16 protein-coding genes are annotated in these 17,469 nt (G+C 48.2%); 15 read left to right on the top strand and 1 reads right to left on the bottom strand.

The genetic code is table 11. From position 1 onward, the window contains the following. The first annotated feature begins 20 nt into the window (after nucleotides 1-20). The 14 genes from M0651_RS17790 (at nucleotide 21) to M0651_RS17725 (ending at nucleotide 15,255) form a co-directional block, all read left to right on the top strand. On the top strand, nucleotides 21-752 hold the full coding sequence (locus M0651_RS17790) for a cytidylyltransferase domain-containing protein (protein ID WP_248553075.1): 732 nt from the start codon (nucleotides 21-23) through the stop codon (nucleotides 750-752). After that, nucleotides 753-1,823: a UDP-2,4-diacetamido-2,4,6-trideoxy-beta-L-altropyranose hydrolase gene (pseG, locus tag M0651_RS17785; protein ID WP_248553074.1), complete on the top strand. Its 1,071-nt coding sequence runs from the start codon at nucleotides 753-755 to the stop codon at nucleotides 1,821-1,823. Between the two features lie 35 nt (nucleotides 1,824-1,858). Further along, on the top strand, nucleotides 1,859-2,791 hold the full coding sequence (locus M0651_RS17780; protein ID WP_248553073.1) for a methyltransferase domain-containing protein: 933 nt from the start codon (nucleotides 1,859-1,861) through the stop codon (nucleotides 2,789-2,791). Nucleotide 2,792: 1 nt separating this feature from the next. Then, the gene (gene pseI / locus M0651_RS17775) at nucleotides 2,793-3,842 is read left to right on the top strand and encodes a pseudaminic acid synthase (protein WP_248553072.1); all 1,050 of its coding nucleotides are present in this window, start codon (nucleotides 2,793-2,795) and stop codon (nucleotides 3,840-3,842) included. A 37-nt stretch (nucleotides 3,843-3,879) separates the two neighbouring features. Further along, nucleotides 3,880-4,827 (top strand): dTDP-glucose 4,6-dehydratase, encoded by a 948-nt coding sequence (locus M0651_RS17770; protein WP_248553071.1) that lies wholly within the window; start codon nucleotides 3,880-3,882, stop codon nucleotides 4,825-4,827. A gap of 29 nt (nucleotides 4,828-4,856) precedes the next feature. Next, nucleotides 4,857-6,041 carry a UDP-4-amino-4,6-dideoxy-N-acetyl-beta-L-altrosamine transaminase gene (pseC, locus tag M0651_RS17765; protein WP_248553070.1) on the top strand — a complete coding sequence of 395 codons (1,185 nt, stop codon included), beginning with the start codon at nucleotides 4,857-4,859 and terminating at the stop codon, nucleotides 6,039-6,041. A 46-nt stretch (nucleotides 6,042-6,087) separates the two neighbouring features. Then, entirely contained in the window at nucleotides 6,088-7,320 is a 1,233-nt protein-coding gene (fliB, locus tag M0651_RS17760; RefSeq protein ID WP_248553069.1) for a flagellin lysine-N-methylase, read from the top strand. Between the two features lie 238 nt (nucleotides 7,321-7,558). Continuing rightward, nucleotides 7,559-7,756 (top strand): cold-shock protein, encoded by a 198-nt coding sequence (locus M0651_RS17755; protein ID WP_114497214.1) that lies wholly within the window; start codon nucleotides 7,559-7,561, stop codon nucleotides 7,754-7,756. 169 nt (nucleotides 7,757-7,925) lie between these two features. Then, the gene (locus M0651_RS17750; protein ID WP_248553068.1) at nucleotides 7,926-9,029 is read left to right on the top strand and encodes an FkbM family methyltransferase; all 1,104 of its coding nucleotides are present in this window, start codon (nucleotides 7,926-7,928) and stop codon (nucleotides 9,027-9,029) included. A gap of 122 nt (nucleotides 9,030-9,151) precedes the next feature. Next, on the top strand, nucleotides 9,152-9,661 hold the full coding sequence (locus M0651_RS17745; RefSeq protein WP_248553067.1) for a VanZ family protein: 510 nt from the start codon (nucleotides 9,152-9,154) through the stop codon (nucleotides 9,659-9,661). A gap of 130 nt (nucleotides 9,662-9,791) precedes the next feature. Next, nucleotides 9,792-10,343 carry a ribosome hibernation-promoting factor, HPF/YfiA family gene (hpf, locus tag M0651_RS17740; RefSeq protein ID WP_248553066.1) on the top strand — a complete coding sequence of 184 codons (552 nt, stop codon included), beginning with the start codon at nucleotides 9,792-9,794 and terminating at the stop codon, nucleotides 10,341-10,343. A 222-nt stretch (nucleotides 10,344-10,565) separates the two neighbouring features. Continuing rightward, complete coding sequence (gene secA / locus M0651_RS17735; RefSeq protein ID WP_248553065.1) at nucleotides 10,566-13,073, top strand: preprotein translocase subunit SecA; 2,508 nt, start codon at nucleotides 10,566-10,568, stop codon at nucleotides 13,071-13,073. A 139-nt stretch (nucleotides 13,074-13,212) separates the two neighbouring features. Then, nucleotides 13,213-14,323 (top strand): peptide chain release factor 2 gene (gene prfB, locus M0651_RS17730; protein ID WP_248553064.1). Its coding sequence is split into 2 segments (ribosomal slippage): nucleotides 13,213-13,284 and nucleotides 13,286-14,323, totalling 1,110 coding nucleotides; the frame shifts between segments, so codons are not numbered across the junction. Nucleotides 14,324-14,361: 38 nt separating this feature from the next. Beyond that, nucleotides 14,362-15,255 carry a YitT family protein gene (locus M0651_RS17725; protein ID WP_248553063.1) on the top strand — a complete coding sequence of 298 codons (894 nt, stop codon included), beginning with the start codon at nucleotides 14,362-14,364 and terminating at the stop codon, nucleotides 15,253-15,255. A 219-nt stretch (nucleotides 15,256-15,474) separates the two neighbouring features. On the opposite strand, the gene M0651_RS17720 is transcribed toward M0651_RS17725, so the two are convergent. Next, nucleotides 15,475-16,176, bottom strand: a complete 702-nt coding sequence (locus M0651_RS17720) for a PIG-L deacetylase family protein (protein ID WP_248553062.1) — start codon at nucleotides 16,174-16,176, stop codon at nucleotides 15,475-15,477. 232 nt (nucleotides 16,177-16,408) lie between these two features. Here M0651_RS17720 and argC point away from each other — a divergent pair, with 232 nt between their 5' ends. Next, the gene (gene argC / locus M0651_RS17715) at nucleotides 16,409-17,461 is read left to right on the top strand and encodes an N-acetyl-gamma-glutamyl-phosphate reductase (RefSeq protein ID WP_248553061.1); all 1,053 of its coding nucleotides are present in this window, start codon (nucleotides 16,409-16,411) and stop codon (nucleotides 17,459-17,461) included. Nucleotides 17,462-17,469: the final 8 nt, after the last annotated feature.

Here is a 17,469-nt window from a genome sequence, read left to right as displayed (position 1 = left end):
TTTTGAAAGGGGAGAGTACATTGAACATCATAGTCATCATTCAGGCAAGAATGGGTTCCACCCGTTTGCCGGGAAAAGTATTGATGCCGCTTGGCGACAGTTGCGTGCTGGATTATGTTGTTGAACGATGTAAATTAATTCATCCGATCGCGCAAGTGATCGTCGCTACTTCAACTCGTCGTGAGGATGATCCCATTGCTTCCTGGTGTTCCTCCCATGACATTAACTGTTTTCGGGGGGAAGAGGACAACGTACTCTCTCGTTACTATGAATGTGCCAAGTTATATCAACCCGAATATATCATTCGAGTAACCGCCGACTGTCCGTTTGTGGACTATCATTTCGCTAATCTGACTGTTGAAGCCATGAGAAATCATCCCTCGGATATTGTAATTAATCGGCAGCAAAGCGAACTTACGCGCGGCCTGTCGGTTGAACTAATTTCATTTTCGGCGCTAGAGCGGATTTACCAGGCTTCAACTGAAGAGCGCCATCGTGAGCATGTTACATATTATGCTTACGAGTATCCTGATCAATTCGAACAAACCGTGATTGATGTTCCGGATTCCATTTTGCATCCTGATTTGAGAATGACGATAGATACGGAAGAGGATTACCGATTATGTAGTCTGCTGGCCGAGAGTTGGAAAGGACGCAAGGATATGAAATCCGATGAATTAATCACTTATTTACTGGATCATCCTGAGATTGCCCAAATCAATGCTCATATCATACAAAAACCGGTGATGTGAATGGATAACTATGTCCTTATTCGTGCGGATGCCTCAAACAAAATCGGTACAGGCCATATTATGCGTTGCCTGGCTTTGGCAGATGATCTAAAACATTATCAAATCGATGCGGTATTCATTTGCAGGACTCTTCGGGGGGATATGTCGGATTATATCAAACAGAGGGGTTATCGAGTTTATCTCAGAGACTCGCAAGTTGATCTTTCTGAAGCTGAAGTTGAAAGCGATGCTCTATTTACAGTGAACATTGTCAAAAAACTGGGAAGTATGCCGATGTGGATCATTGTTGATCACTACAGCCTGGATGAAATATGGGAATCCCAAGTGCGTTCATATACACAAAAACTACTTGTTATTGATGACTTGGCTAACCGTAAACACCAGGCAGATATCCTGCTTGACCAAAACCTCGCTGAAAATGCTGCTTTGAGATATAAAAATCTGGTTCCCGAGCATTGCGGATTATTATTAGGACCGTCTTATCTTTTATTAAGACCGGCGTTTCGGTTGGAGCGGCACCGATTGAGACAAAGGACGGGAACCCTGCATCGTCTGCTTGTTTTTTTTGGCGGCAGCGATCCTACAAATGAGACTGAAAAAGCGGTTGATGCTTTAATGAAACTGAATTCAGATAATTTGGAAACGGATGTTATTGTTGGAAATTCATATGAGCATAAAGCAATTATTCAAAAAAAATGCGATCTTCTCAGCCATACGAACTTTCATGTCCAGGTTGAGGATATGGCCAACTACATTGCAACGGCTGACTTTGCCTTAGGTGCTGGAGGAGTTGCTATGTGGGAACGCTGTTACTTAGGTTTACCTTCATCCGTTACCATTGTGGCCGAGAACCAGGAAAATTCGGTTTCTTTAGCAGAGCGTTTAGGTGCAGTGTGGAATTTAGGGAATCATAATGAAATAAATTCGGCCCATTATGCCGATATGATAAATAGAGCGATGAATTCGCCTGAAGAACTTAAAGAAATTAGTACTTGTTCACTAGAATTAATGAACAGTGATAGTAAATCAATTATTGGGCGGGTAGCAGAGGTTTTACTAGGGAATTTATAATTGCACTTCTGAACTAACCAATACAGGAGAGTAAAATGGAACAAGACTTGAAAATACTGAATGAAATAAAACGGTTATATTCTAATCATGGGAATATCATTGAGTACTTTAAAAAAAACAGTTCGAGCCAAGCAAACTCAACCTCCCAAATTATGATCAGCTACGATTTTCAGGCGGGCAGCTATATTCAGCATTATAGGGATAACAAGGAATTGCGGGACTCGTTTTCCGCTAAGCTTGCTGACGTTTTGAATGATCTGGGAAGCTTTGATTCCCTCCTTGAGGCAGGTGTGGGAGAGGCGGTAACGTTAGGCAACACCGTTTCTCGTCTGAACTTCAGACCGCAAAATATTTATGGATTTGACTTGTCCTGGTCCCGAATCAAATATGCTCAACAATTCCTTAGAGAATTTGGTATTTCAAATGCAAGCCTGTTTACTGGGGATCTGTTTTGCAGTCCGCTCCGGGACAACTCCGTTGATGTAGTATACACTGTACATTCGATTGAACCGAATGGGGGAAGAGAACGGGAAGGATTGACCGAGCTATATAGAGTTGCCCGAAAATATCTGGTTTTGGTGGAGCCTGCCTATGAGTTTGCGGACGAACCTTCAAAACAACGCATGCTTGCTCATGGATATATTACAAATTTATATGAAACAGCCTTACAACTGGGTTACGAAATCATTGAACACCGGCAGTTTGAAGTATCCTTAAACCCGCTGAACCCAACAGGCCTGATCATTATTAGAAAAGAAGCAAGTGAGGAATCGGATCCAAAAACGGACGAGAAAAGTCCTATATGCTGTCCCATCACCAAAGCATCGATTCAACGGATAAAAGCAGCTTTTTATTCGCCTGAAAGCATGTTGGCGTATCCGATTCTTGACGGTATTCCCTGCTTGCTACCCCAAAATGCAATAGTCGCGACACACTTTATGGACTTTGAACAAGAAGAAGGAGAGTAACATGATGGAATTCGCTATCGGCGGCCGTTTGATCGGGAAAAAGCATAAACCTTTTGTTATCGCGGAGATGTCCGGAAATCATAATCATTCGCTTGAACGTGCGTTAGCAATTGTTGAAGCTGCTGCCAAGGCGGGAGCGGATGCCGTCAAGCTGCAGACGTATACGGCCGATACAATGACATTGGATATTGATGAAGGGGATTTTTTTATTGAAGATCCAAATAGTCTATGGAAAGGAACCTCCCTGTACAAGCTTTACCAAGAAGCATATACTCCTTGGGAATGGCATGAATCGATTTTTAGAAAGTGCGCGGAGCTTGGACTGCTCGCCTTTAGTACCCCGTTTGATGAAACGGCCGTAGATTTCCTGGAATCGTTGGATGTACCGGCCTATAAAATAGCCTCGTTTGAAAATACAGATATTCAACTGATACGTAAAGTAGCGTCCACCGGAAAACCATTGATTATTTCAACCGGCATGGCTTCGATTGCCGAACTTGACGAGACGGTCAGAGCCGCTCGGGAAGCGGGAGCGGAGCATATTGTACTGTTAAAATGCACAAGTACCTATCCGGCGACGCCAGCCAACACCAACCTGTTGACGCTTCCTCATATGGAGCATTTGTTCAATTGTCAGGTCGGAATATCCGATCATACGATAGGCATTGGCGTATCCGTGGCCAGCATTGCGCTTGGAGCGACAGTCATCGAAAAACACTTTACATTGAGCCGGGCCGACGGGGGAGTCGATTCTGCCTTTTCCATGGAACCATCAGAGCTTGCAGCACTAGTAAACGAGTCGGAACGGGCGTGGCAAGCCATGGGGGCTATTACCTATGGGGCTACAGAAAGAGAGAAGGAATCGCTCAAGCACCGCCGATCATTATACATTTCTAAAGACATGAGAGCCGGCGAAGTATTTACAAAAGAAAATGTGAAGTCTATCCGCCCTGGATTGGGGCTTCCTACTAAATATTTGGATGATCTGTTGGGGAAAAGAATCGGCAAGGACACCCCGAAAGGTACTCCTGTGACCTGGGATTTGCTGTGAAGAGATACAACCAACTCTATTTGGAGGAAATGCAAGGATGAACATTCTACTTACAGGCGGGGCTGGCTTTATTGGTCGATGGGTCGCCAAAAGATTGCTTAATGACGGCCATCAATTGTGGATTTTGGATGACTTGTCGAATGGTCGGGAAGATAACTTGAAGGAATTCCGAGATCACCCGGGCTTCATGTCCTTCATTAAAGGGTCGATATTGGATGAGACCCTGCTTAAGACTTTGTTCTATGATCATAAATTCGAACTTTGCTACCACCTCGGAGCCTCCATCAACGTACAAGATTCGATCGATGATCCTAGAACCACGTTCTATAATGATACGATAGGAACCTTTTACATCCTCGAGCAGTGCCGGGAACACAATACAAAGGTGGTTTTCATGAGCACCTGCATGGTGTATGACCGTTGCTTGGATGAAACGGGGATCTCCGAGATTCATCCGACAAAGCCGGCTTCTCCGTATGCGGGAGCAAAGATTGCAGCCGAAAACATGGTGCTTTCTTATTACCATGCCTATGGATTGCCGACCGCGGTGATTCGCCCCTTTAATACGTACGGCCCTTTTCAGAAGACCGGAGGAGAAGGCGGCGTCGTGGCGATATTTATCAATAACCACCTGAGCGGAAAAGAACTGAACATTTACGGTGAAGGCACGCAAACCAGGGATCTTCTTTATGTGGAAGACTGTGCCCGATTTGTTGTAGCTGCAGGTTTCTCCGATGAGATAAACGGCGAAATAGTAAATGCCGGGCTTGGCCAAGATATTTCCATCAATGACCTGGCTGTTCTGATTACTGGTGATGAAGCAAGAATAAAACATGTGGAACATATCCACCCGCAAAGCGAGATCCAGAAGTTACTGTGTAATTCCGCTAAAGCAAAATCGCTTTTGCAATGGGAACCTGAAGTCAGTTTAGAAGAGGGAATTTCGAGAACAGCCGAGTGGATTCGAAATGGCGGTTTGAATTGATTGTTCCGAAAGAGGGGAGAACTCTAGATATGGAGAAGAATCCTGAACAAACTATACGTACATCCATGCTTCCCTACGGACAGCAATGGCTTGATGAACAAGATATCGAAGCTGTAGTCAAGGTATTGCGAGGAGATTTTATTACCCAAGGCCCGGCTATAGAGGCATTTGAAACCAAGGTCGCCTCTTATGTGGGGGCCAAATACGCCTTGGCATTTGCTAACGGAACGGCTGCGCTTCATGCGGCTTGCTTTGCGGCAGGTATTGGGGAAGGGGATCAAGTAATCACGACTCCCATTACTTTTCTGGCTAGTAGCAATTGCGTTCTCTATCAAGGGGGGACCCCTGTATTTGCGGATATTGACATGGAAACGTACAATATCGACCCCGCCCAAATTGAATTGAAAATTACGAATAAAACAAAAGCGATTATAGCGGTTGATTTTACGGGACAGCCGGTGGAAATTGACCGTATTTCTATGTTGGCCCGGGATCGCGGCCTGGTGCTTATCCAAGATGCAGCCCATTCGCTCGGGGCTAGTTATGCCGGGAGAAAGATCGGTTCACGGGCCGACATGACGATGTTCAGCTTTCATCCGGTAAAGCATGTTACGACGGGCGAAGGTGGCATGATAGTGACGGATAACGAAGATTATTATCGAAAACTGTTGCTGTTCCGGAACCACGGTATGACGAGAAATCCGGAAGAACTATTAAAGAATGACGGTCCATGGTATTACGAAATGCAAGAGCTTGGGTACAATTATCGGATGACAGATATGCAGGCGGCCTTGGGCATAAGCCAGATGGACAAACTGGACTCTTTTGTGTCCCGAAGGAGAGATATTGCAGCCCGATATAACGAAGCCTTTTCTAAATTAGAAGGGTTAGTAATACCGAAGCAGCTTCCTTTAGCGGAATCGTCATGGCATTTATATGTTCTAAGGTGGGATCTTCAACATTTCGAAGTAGATAGAAAAACAATATTCAATGAACTTCGCTCCATGAATATAGGCGTTCATGTTCATTACATTCCGGTTTACCTCCAGCCATATTATCAAAACTTGGGATATCGGGGCGGGTTATGTCCGAATGCAGAGACTTATTACCAAACTTCTATAACCCTCCCTATGTTTCCTAAAATGACTGATCAGGATGTTGAACAAGTGATTGATTCAATTGAAAGAGTACACGGTCGGCATTGTAATGCCTAATGATAAACTTATTTTCATAAAATTATCAACCATATAAGGAGAAAATATGACTGCAAAAGTTGCCTTAATTCCAGAGTATATGCAAAACTTTCAATGTATCGGTCCTACATGTGAGGATAGCTGTTGTATCGGCTGGGGAGTTACTGTAAAAAAAGATGAGCATAAAAAGTTGGTAAATATTTCCTGGACATCCCTTCGAAATAAATTGAAGTCTAGCATGAGGTTAGAGGAGGATAAAAAGAAGTCTAATTCTTCCTATGCTTATATGAACATGGATCAAAAAAGTGGGCATTGTTTTATGTTAAACGATCAAAAATTATGTACCATTCATGCACAACTTGGAGAATCATATCTACCGTCAGTGTGCGCAACTTATCCCAAAATAGTACATCTAGTTGATGGTGAGCAAGAGTGTTCGGCGGTTCTTTCTTGCCCTGAAGCCGCCAGACAGGCTTTATTGAATCCGGACGGTATACAGTTCTATCAAATGGATGCTATAAACAATAGAAACTTGATGACCAAATCAAATCTATCTACTGGGGTTGGCCAAACTCACCCACTGTATAAGTTTTTTTGGGATATACGGATAACATCAATTGAGATCTTGCAGGATCGAAGTATTTCCTTTACACATCGCCTCATTATCCTAGGGCTTTTTTGCGATGAATTACAGCAAATGATTAATGCAGGTAGTGGAGAGAGCATTCCAGAATTCATTAGTAAGTTTAAGGAATCGCTTATTACTAATGAAGAATTGAGGGATTACGAAGCATTCCCGACGAATCCAGAGTTTCAGCTAGGGACTTTAAGTACTATATTGGTGGGTAATTTAAAGTTATCGGGGTCTCATCAAAGATTTAGTGACGTATTATCTGATTATTTAGAGGGTATTGGCCTGAATCAACCTAATGAGGATATTTTAACTAATTTTATTAGTGCCTATAATAATTTTTTTGCTCCATATGCAAAAGAACGGGAATATATATTTGAAAATTATGCCGTTAATTATGTATATTCACAATTATTCCCTTGTGATAAAGGCATGAAGATATTCGATTCTTATATGTTGCTTGTTATTAATTTTGTGTTAATAAAAATGCTATTAATTGGAGTTTCGTCAAAATATAAAGGATTAACAGATGAGATGACAATTAAGGTAATACAATCATATGTGAAAATTCATCAGCATTCCGGAACCTTCGCAAATAATACTTTTGAATTACTTAAAAAAGAGAATTATGATACACTTGGCCATATGTCTCTATTAATAAAAAATTAAATTTTTATATGATAGAGTTTCATTTGTTCCTTCCTTGGTTAATTATTAATGGGATCCTAATCTGCCTCTTGCTTACTAACTCCCCGCCAGTTTCATTCGACAAGAATTTACAATATTTTTACAGTAAAACCTTTTCCTTGGTAATTGACACTGGATAAGTTCGGGTGGTATAGTCAGACATGTGAGGCTTGGTTACAAGGATCACACTCTTATTTGATAACGAAGGGAATGTTAGTGCATGCAAGGTAAAGTAAAATGGTTCAACGCAGAAAAAGGCTACGGTTTCATCGAAACTGAAGAAGGCGGCGACGTATTCGTACACTTCTCCGCGATCCAAACTGAAGGCTTCAAAACGCTGGAAGAAGGCCAATCCGTCGAGTTCGAAATCGTTGAAGGCGCTCGTGGTCCACAAGCCGCTAACGTAATCAAACTGTAATCATCCGGCACAGCCGACCTACATATGAACGGTACGATGGTTAACAATTGAAGATTCGCTAGCAAACACCCCGGGGGAACCCGGGGTTTTATTTTTATATAAAATCCGGTAACAATTATTCATTTTCGACCGATATACATAGTATTCTGCAGGCGAGAGGGATAAACACATGAATCGCTTTGATGATAATGAGAACAATGAATTGAAATTGCTGATTAGTGAAATGATCAACAATCCCAATAATTATGACTTGTTAAATGATTGTGTTCGAGTTGCCTTAGCAATAGAGATATCGGCAGAGGCATTTTCCGAAACCATTAGCTTGATGGCGGGTGGTTTTATGACTGAAGAAATACTGAATAACTTAGGAATTACCTTTTGGCAACAAAATCAGTTTGATTATGTGATTCCGTTATTACAAAAATCGTTAGACATAAACCCTTCATATACGGATGCTTTGTTTAATTTGGGTTACGTTTTGAATCAAGTGGGAGAAAATCAACTTGCTATGGATTATTTACAGAAAATAAATCCTCCTACGCCGGAGGCAGTGGAGCTTATCGGTAAAATCAGACAATTAACTCAACCTTCATTTTTTGCCGAGTATGAAGTTGAGGTAACTCAAGCGCCAGGTATTCAATTTCCGTTATATGTTAGAATGAACACTTCCGATCCAGCCGTATTTAGACAAATCTTCGAAAGAAAGGATTATGCCTTTGGGTTGCCAATTACGCCGAAACTCATTATTGATGGCGGGGCAAACGTGGGCTATGGTAGCGTTTTTTTCGCAAATATGTATCCCGCAGCGCAAGTCATTGCGATTGAACCGGAGAAGTCGAACTTTGAAGTTCTGTCTTACAATGTGGCTCCGTATAAACAAATAAAAACCGTACAGTCGGGCTTATGGCACACGGATACCTATTTGAAAGTAATGGATGTGGGTCTAGATAAATGGGGGGCAATGGTGGAAGAAGTGGAAACAGCCGGCCCAGAGACTATTCAGGCCGTTACGATAGGCTCGTTGCTGAAGAATTCGGATTTTGATGAGATCGACATATTAAAGCTGGATATCGAAGGAGCGGAGAGAGAAGTTTTCTCTCTAGGGTATGAAGAATGGCTCGATAAAGTAAACGTGCTGATCATCGAGTTACATGATGTTATGAAGAGAGGTTGTAGTAAAGCATTCTTCAAAGCCGTAAGTCAATATGACTTCGCGACATTTGCCAGAGGGGAAAACCTTGTTTTGGTAAAGGAGACTCTCTTGTACAAATAATTACAATCAACAACATGGTTGATGGAGAGCCCCCTGGATTGCTTCCGGGGGGTTATTTTCTTCTTTATGAAGAGGAATGGGTTATAATTCTAGAAGACTAACAAACAAACGAGGTGACCCCCATGCACAACCTACGACCCTGGCTGCGCTGGCTGCCGGCGATCGCGATGATGGCGATTCTGTTCGCGTTCTCTTCGCAGTCCTATCAGGAGCAGTCCCTAGTGCCCGATATCGAAAAGAACACCTCTGACCAATCGATCGCCGACTGGTTCGGCGGGATCCGGTTTAGCTACGGCGGGCATGAGATCAGCGTGGAGAGCGTGGGCGGGGCGAGCTTCATCGAGTTCTTTATCCGTAAAGCCGCACACTTTGGCAGTTATGCTCTGCTGGCGGCTTTACTCGTGTACGCCCTGAGCGGGAACACATGGGCCAACGGCGGGCGGCGCTATTTCTACGCGGTTCTGATCGCATTTCTCTACGCCTGTACGGATGAGCTGCACCAGAGCTTTACTCCGGGGCGGACGGCGATGGTGCAGGATGTGGTGCTGGATACGATCGGGGCGGCGTGCGGCGCCTCGTTCACGATTTTGTTGAATCGCTGGCGGGGAGCCGGGAGGCGCCGCCGTGCCTGACAGCGCGGGACAATTGCTGGACTACAAGCATTTTTTATCGTAGCGGGGGTGCTTTACGACCGCTTAACACTTTTTACTTTGCTTTTACGCCATGGTATAATGAAGGTGCAAAGCAAAGGAGGAGTGCCCTATGAATTTTAGTATTCGAGGACAGCAGATTGAAGTGACTGAGGCCTTGCGTGACTACGTAGACAAGAAGCTCAGCCGGCTTGACAAGTACTTTGATGCACCCCCCACCTCAGACGGTACTGTCACATTAAGTGTGGTACGAGGTTTGCACGCGGTCGAGGTTACGATTCCTCTGATCGGCGTTGTGCTTCGCGCGGAGGACCGCAGCGACGATATGTACGCATCCATGGATGCCGTTGTGGACAAGCTTGAACGTCAAATCCGCAAGCACAAAACCAAAATCAACCGTAAGCTGCGCCAGAAAGGCGCCAAGGACAGCCTTTTTGTAGAGGGCGCGACCGCAGGCTCTATGGCGCTGGATGAAAGCGACGATGAGCTGGAAGTGGTCCGTACGAAACGCTTCACATTGAAGCCGATGGACGTCGAGGAAGCGATTTTGCAAATGAATATGGTAGGACACAACTTCTTCGTCTTCTCGAACATCGACACCAAGGAAGTTAACGTCGTCTACAAACGGAATGACGGCAAATACGGGTTGATTGAGCAGGATTAACTCCTAACGGATCGTACAGTTATGACGATTGGTTGAACCAGGTGGTAATTCCTGTGATCCTAACACAAAGGAAACGAGCCTTATCCGCCCGCGGATAGGGCTCTTTATTCGTATACAAAGGCGCTTTACCGCAGTGCAGACGTGACGGGGCGTGTTGCGGCGTGCCTTACAAACTGTTACAATTTAGGCAAATCATCTGTTTATGCGTGAAAGGGGTAAATCATGCTGGGAATAGTAAAGAAGATTTTTGGCGACACGAACGAACGTGATGTCAAACGTCTGATGAAGACGGTAGATTATATTAATTCATTGGAGCCGCAATTTGAGGCACTTTCGGACGAGCAGTTGCAGGCGAAAACCGCCGAGTTCCGGGAACGGATCGAGAAAGGCGAAACGCTGGATGATCTGCTGCCGGAAGCTTTTGCCACGGTACGGGAAGCTTCCAAGCGTACGCTGGGCATGCGTCACTTCGACGTGCAGTTGGTCGGGGGGATGGCGCTTCATGAAGGCCGAATTGCTGAGATGAAAACCGGTGAAGGGAAAACGCTGGTCGGAACCCTGCCGGTTTATTTGAATGCGCTCCTGGGGAAAGGCGTGCATGTCGTTACCGTCAACGACTATTTGGCACAACGCGACAGCCAGCAGATGGGGCAGATTTACAACTTCCTCGGCATGACGGTTGGGGTGAACCTGAACGGCATGGAGCATGAGCAGAAGCAAGAAGCTTATGCTTGCGACATCACGTACGGGACGAACAACGAATTTGGGTTCGACTATCTGCGTGATAACATGGTGCTTTACAAAGAACAGATGGTACAGCGGCCGCTCTATTTTTGTATCATTGACGAAGTGGACTCCATTCTCATCGATGAAGCGCGGACACCGCTCATTATTTCCGGCCAAGCTCAGAAATCGACCGAGCTGTATTATGCAGCGGACCGGTTCGTGAAGACCCTAACGCCGGAAGAAGACTATACCGTAGACATTAAAGTCAAGGCCGTTTCGCTGACCGAAAAAGGGGTCGCCAAAGCGGAGCGCGTCTTCGGCATTGATAACCTGTATGACCATAAACACGTTACGCTGAACCACCACGTGGTGCAGGCGCTCAAAGCGAATGTCATCATGCGCCGCGACGTCGATTACGTTGTGACGGAAGACGAAGTGCTGATCGTCGACGAATTTACGGGCCGGATCATGCAAGGCCGCCGATACAGCGACGGTTTGCACCAGGCCATCGAAGCCAAAGAAGGCATCGAGGTTCAGAACGAAAGCATGACACTGGCAACGATCACATTCCAGAACTACTTCCGGATGTACCGCAAGCTGGCCGGGATGACCGGTACGGCGAAGACGGAGGAAGAGGAGTTTAAGAAAATTTACGGCCTCGAAGTGCTGCAAGTGCCGACCAACCGGCCGAACCAGCGCCAGGATATGCCGGACGTCGTCTATAAGAGCGTCGACGGTAAGTTCAAGGCGGTCGTAGAAGAAATCGTAGAACGCTATAAGAAAAATCAACCGGTGCTCGTCGGTACGATCTCCATCGAGAACTCCGAACGCGTATCGGAGATGCTGAAACGCAAAGGCGTTCAACATAAAGTGCTGAACGCGAAATATCACGCGGAAGAGGCCGAAATCATCTCCCGCGCCGGGGAACCAGGCTCCGTGACCATCGCCACCAACATGGCGGGCCGCGGTACCGACATTTTGCTGGGGGACGGCGTCGCCGATTTGGGTGGCCTGCATATCATAGGTACCGAACGCCACGAATCGCGCCGGATCGATAACCAGCTGCGCGGCCGTGCCGGACGTCAGGGCGACCCAGGTTCCACGCAGTTCTACTTGTCGCTGGGCGATGAATTGATGAAGCGGTTTGGTGCGGATAACGTGCTGAACATGATGGACCGACTTGGCTTTGAGGAAGACCAACCGATCGAGAGCAAGATGATCACCCGTGCGATCGAATCCGCGCAAAAACGTGTTGAAGGCAACAACTTCGACGTACGTAAAGTCGTCTTGCAATATGACGACGTGATGAACCAACAGCGCGAGATCATCTACAAACAGCGCCGCGAGCTGCTGGAATCGGATAACATCAAGCAGATCATTCTCGATATGATCAAGCCGGTTATCGAGCGAGTCGTTGAAGCGCATACCGCTGACGAGCTGCCGGAGAACTGGGAGCTGCAAGAGGTTGCAGATTACGTGAACAGCAAGCTGCTGGACGAAGGCGCGGTAACCAAAGACGATCTGTGGGGTAAAGAACCTAACGAGATGGTCGAGTTTGTTTTTGAACGTGTCCTGGCCAAATACGATACCCGTGAAGAAGCCATCGGTCCCGAAATGGTACGTGAATTCGAGAAGGTGATCGCCCTTCGTTCCGTGGACAGCAAGTGGATGGACCATATCGACGCGATGGATCAACTGCGTCAAGGGATTCATCTTCGGGCTTACGGCGGTACGGATCCGCTGCGCGAATATCAATTTGAAGGCTACGAAATGTTTAACGCGATGATCGCCAGCATCCAGGAAGAGGTTGCGACCTACATCATGAAAGCACAGGTCGAATCGAACCAGGAGCGTCAAGCGGTTGTGGACGAGGATAAGATCTCCACAAGCGGCGAACCGGCTGAGAAACGTCCGGTCAAACGCGGCGACACTATCGGACGTAACGACCTTTGTCCTTGCGGAAGCGGGAAGAAGTATAAACACTGCCACGGCCAAAACGCTTAAAAGTCATGTCATCTTTTGATCACGAAGTAAATTGCAAGGCCTGAAGTCAGCAGATACAGCGGGTGGCCTGGGAATCCCCGGGTCGCCCGTTTTTGCCCGTTTGGGCTGTGAATTCGAAGAACGAAAGGGGATCCAACGTATGATCGATCCGAACGTGAAACAGGACATGCGCGAAATCGCGAAGAAATTAACCAACCTTAGGGGGTCTCTTTGACTTAGATCTGAAGCAAGAGATGATCGCCAACTATGAGGAGAAAATGGCGGCGCCCGACTTCTGGGACGATAACGATAAAGCCCAGGGCATTATCGCCGAGATGAATGCGGTGAAGTCCTCCGTGGACCAGTACACGGCGCTGCAGAACGAATACGACGAGCTGGAAATGATGGCCGAGCTCGCCGACGAGGAAGGCGACGAATCGTTGGCTGCGGAGATCGGCAGCTCCGTCACCTCGCTTGTGAAGAAGCTGGAGGAGTTTGAGCTCCAGCTGCTGCTCAACCAGCCTTACGACAAAATGAACGCGATTCTTGAGCTGCATCCCGGCGCAGGCGGCACCGAGTCCCAGGACTGGGGCCAAATGCTGCTGCGGATGTACACCCGCTGGGCGGAGAAACGCGGCTTCAAAGTCGAAACGCTGGACTATCTGCCGGGCGACGAAGCCGGGATCAAGAGCGTTACGCTCTTGATCAAGGGCTATAACGCCTACGGCTACCTGAAGGCGGAGAAAGGCGTGCACCGGTTGGTGCGGATCTCGCCGTTCGACGCTTCCGGACGCCGGCATACGTCCTTCGTCTCCTGCGACGTTGTGCCGGAGATTAGCGATGACGTGGAGATTGACATCCGTACCGAGGATTTGAAGATCGACACGTACCGTGCCAGTGGCGCGGGCGGCCAGCACATCAACACGACCGACTCGGCGGTGCGCATCACCCATATCCCGACAGGGATCGTGGTGACGTGCCAGAACGAACGCTCGCAGATCAAGAACCGCGAACGGGCGATGACGATGCTCCGCTCCAAGTTGTACGAACGCAAGATCGAGGAGCAGCAGCGCGAGCTGGACGAGATCCGCGGCGAGCAATCGGATATCGCCTGGGGAAGCCAGATCCGCTCGTACGTGTTCCACCCGTATAGCATGGTCAAGGATCACCGGACTTCCGTGGAGACGGGCAACGTCGGCGCGGTGATGGACGGGGATCTGGACGCTTTTATCGACGGCTATCTGCGCAGCCAAATTAAGACAGAGAGCTAATCGGCGGGAGCGCCTAATGCAAGTAAGGAGGGGCAGGAATGCCGCCGAAAGTTCGTAAACGCCGATTACAAGAATACATCCCGGTCACCGGTCCGATTCGCCACACGCTGGACACGGTGATGATTATCGTAGGTTCGTTAATTACTGCCTTGGCATTCAATCTGTTTCTGGTGCCCAGCAATATCGCCTCGGGCGGGGTATCGGGGATTTCGATCATCGTTCAGTCGCTGTTAAGCATCGAGCCGGCTTACACCCAGTGGGCGCTGAACATCCCGCTCTTTATCGCAGGTTACCTGCTGCTTGGGCGCGATTATTCCATCCGTTCCTTGCTCGGCACCGTGGTGTTGCCTTTCTTCGTCTTTTTGACTCGAGATATGCCCGTGCCGACGACAGACCCGCTGCTGGCTTCCTTATATGGAGGCATCGGCGTAGGGCTTGGGCTGGGGATCGTGTTCCGGGGCCGGGGATCCACCGGCGGGTTGTCCACCTTGGCGCAAATTATCCAAAGATACAGCGGCCTCAGCCTCTCCGTCTGCGTCGTGATGATGGACGGAATCGTGATCGCGTTGGCAGGGTTTCTGCTGTCCCCGGAAAAAGCGCTGTACGCCCTGATTGGCCTGTACATCACGGGCAAAATCATCGATGCCATTGAGATGGGCTTTAATTATACGAAGGTCGCTTACATCATTGCGGAGCGGACGGAGGAGATTTCGCAGGCGGTGCTGACCCACCTGGACCGGGGGCTCACCAAACTGGACGGTCGCGGCGGTTACACCGGCGATGCGCGGACCGTGCTGATGGTTGTCGTAGGGCAAAGCGAGGTGACCCGGCTGAAGACGTTGGTGCAGACGCTGGATCCGACCGCTTTTGTGATCATAACGAATGCTCACGAGGTGCTAGGAGAAGGGTTCAAAAAAGTGCAGGGCGAGTGACATCACCCCGCCTGGGTGAGTCTCTTTATCGCTCCTTTGCACCATTATCCCTTTTGTTAAGGGGAACTGGACGGACTGCACTTAGTCTAAACAAGCCGAGTTTGTCGGTTGCACTGAGATCTGAGCGAAAGGGATAATCATGCAAAGCTCCCGCACAGTAGGCCTTTTATTTCTCAGAAAATGGAAAAAACCGTCCGAAGAAGTTCGGACGGTTTTTTGTTATAGCAAGCCGTCGTAGATGGAGGTCTCGTTCCCTTGCGGATACCGCAGGCCTCGTTCCCAGACCAACTCAAACGACTCGAATTGGTGGCCGGGCGGCAACTCCGGACCCAAAACGCCGAAAACGCGTTCAACGCTCCAGATTTGCGATTCATGGGCGGCCAGCGCTTGGCGTTTGGCTTCCCAACGATCGCCGGCTTCCACGCGCAACACGCTGGAATGATCCGAAGTATACGAGCCAAATTGGTTATAGTACAGCTTCTGTACGGAAGGCGTTTGGCCGCCAAACACCACCTCATTCACGGCATGATGGATCACGATATGATCCGAATGTCCGGATAGGCCATCCTCCGGGAACGTGACCACCACCTCGGCCTGATGCCGCTGCAGAAAGTCGGCGATCTTCGCTTGCAGCATAGCCGGGTCTGCCTCCTTCAGCTTACCGTCAGGCAGTCCCAACTGCTCAACGACGGAGATGCCCAGGATCGCGGCGGCTTTGTCCAATTCCTTATCCCTTCGGGCAGCCAGCTGCTCGCGTGTCATCTCCCCCAAATGTCCGGTTTTGCCAGCGTCTCCCCGGGTCGCCGTCAGCAGGACGGCGGTGCCCCCCTCATCGGCGATTTGCCGGATCAGATATGAACAACCAAATGTCTCATCATCGGGATGAGCGTATACGAATGCGATAGTTCTACCGGTCGTCATGTTGCCTCTCCTCCTTCATCTGCGGTCGAAATGGACTCCTTCTTACTATACTTGATTCGGGACCTGCAATAAAAGTCAGCTGAGGGAAGCCTGACATGGAAGGGGAAATTTTTTGCGAGAGTTGTTGTATTTATATAAGTTCGGCCGTATAATAATACATATTTACTTCGGAATAATGCATATTGTTGATTTCATAGGCTTATACATCGGGAGAGGAAGCGAGGTTAACGTCGTGAATGGGGAAAAAGTAAAAGTAGCCATCGTCGGTTCCACGGGGTATGGGGGCGTGGAGCTGATTCGTTTTTTATGGGGACATCCGCATGCTGAGATCGTATCGGTCATATCCGTCTCCAGCGCCGGAGAGCCATTGACAGACGGCTTCCCGCATTTGTCGGAAATTATTGTTCAACCACTGGACGGTTTGAATCCGGAGGAGCTCGCGGCCAAGGTCGATGTGGTATTTACCGCAACGCCGTCCGGAGTCAGTGCCAAGCTGGTGCCGCAGTTGCTTGAAGCGGGGCTGAAGGTGATCGACTTGTCTGGCGATTTTCGGCTCAAGGACGGTAGTGAATACGAGGCTTGGTATAAGCATGAGGCTCCGGCGGCAGGATTCCTTGAGGAGGCCGTGTACGGCCTAGCCGAAATTTATGGTGACGAGGTGAAAGGCAAGGAGCTGGTCTCCAACCCGGGCTGTTATCCAACCGCAACGCTGCTTGGCCTGATCCCGGCGCTGAGCGCGGGCTGGATTGATCCGGCGAGCATCATCATCGATGCCAAGTCAGGCGTGTCCGGTGCGGGCCGGGGCATGAACTTGACGAACCACTACGCGGAAATCAATGAAAATATGAAAGTGTATAAAGTGAACAAACACCAGCATATCCCCGAGATCGAGCAAACCTTGGGCCATATCGCCGGTGAGCCGGTGACGGTGACGTTTACGACGCATTTGGTGCCGATGACGCGGGGGATTATGTGCACGATGTACGCCCAGCTTAAGGGCGCATATACTGAGGAAGATTTAATCCAGCTGTACCGCCAGTATTATGAAGGGCGTCCGTTCGTCCGGATCCGGGACAACGGGAAATGGCCGGCGACGAAGGAAGTGTTCGGCTCGAATTATTGCGACATCGGTTTTGCGGCAGATGAGCGTACCGGCCGGCTGACGATCGTATCCGTCATTGACAACTTGGTCAAAGGCGCGGCCGGGCAAGCGATTCAGAATCTGAATCTGATGATGGGCTGGGAGGAGACGACCGGTTTGAAGCTGACGCCGGTTTACCCATAGGTTTTTAT

The sequence above is a fragment of the Paenibacillus mellifer genome (assembly GCF_023195895.1).
Taxonomy (GTDB): domain Bacteria; phylum Bacillota; class Bacilli; order Paenibacillales; family Paenibacillaceae; genus Fontibacillus; species Fontibacillus mellifer.
The sequence above is the reverse complement of the archived record's forward strand: the minus strand, read 5'-3'. Positions and strand labels throughout refer to the sequence as shown.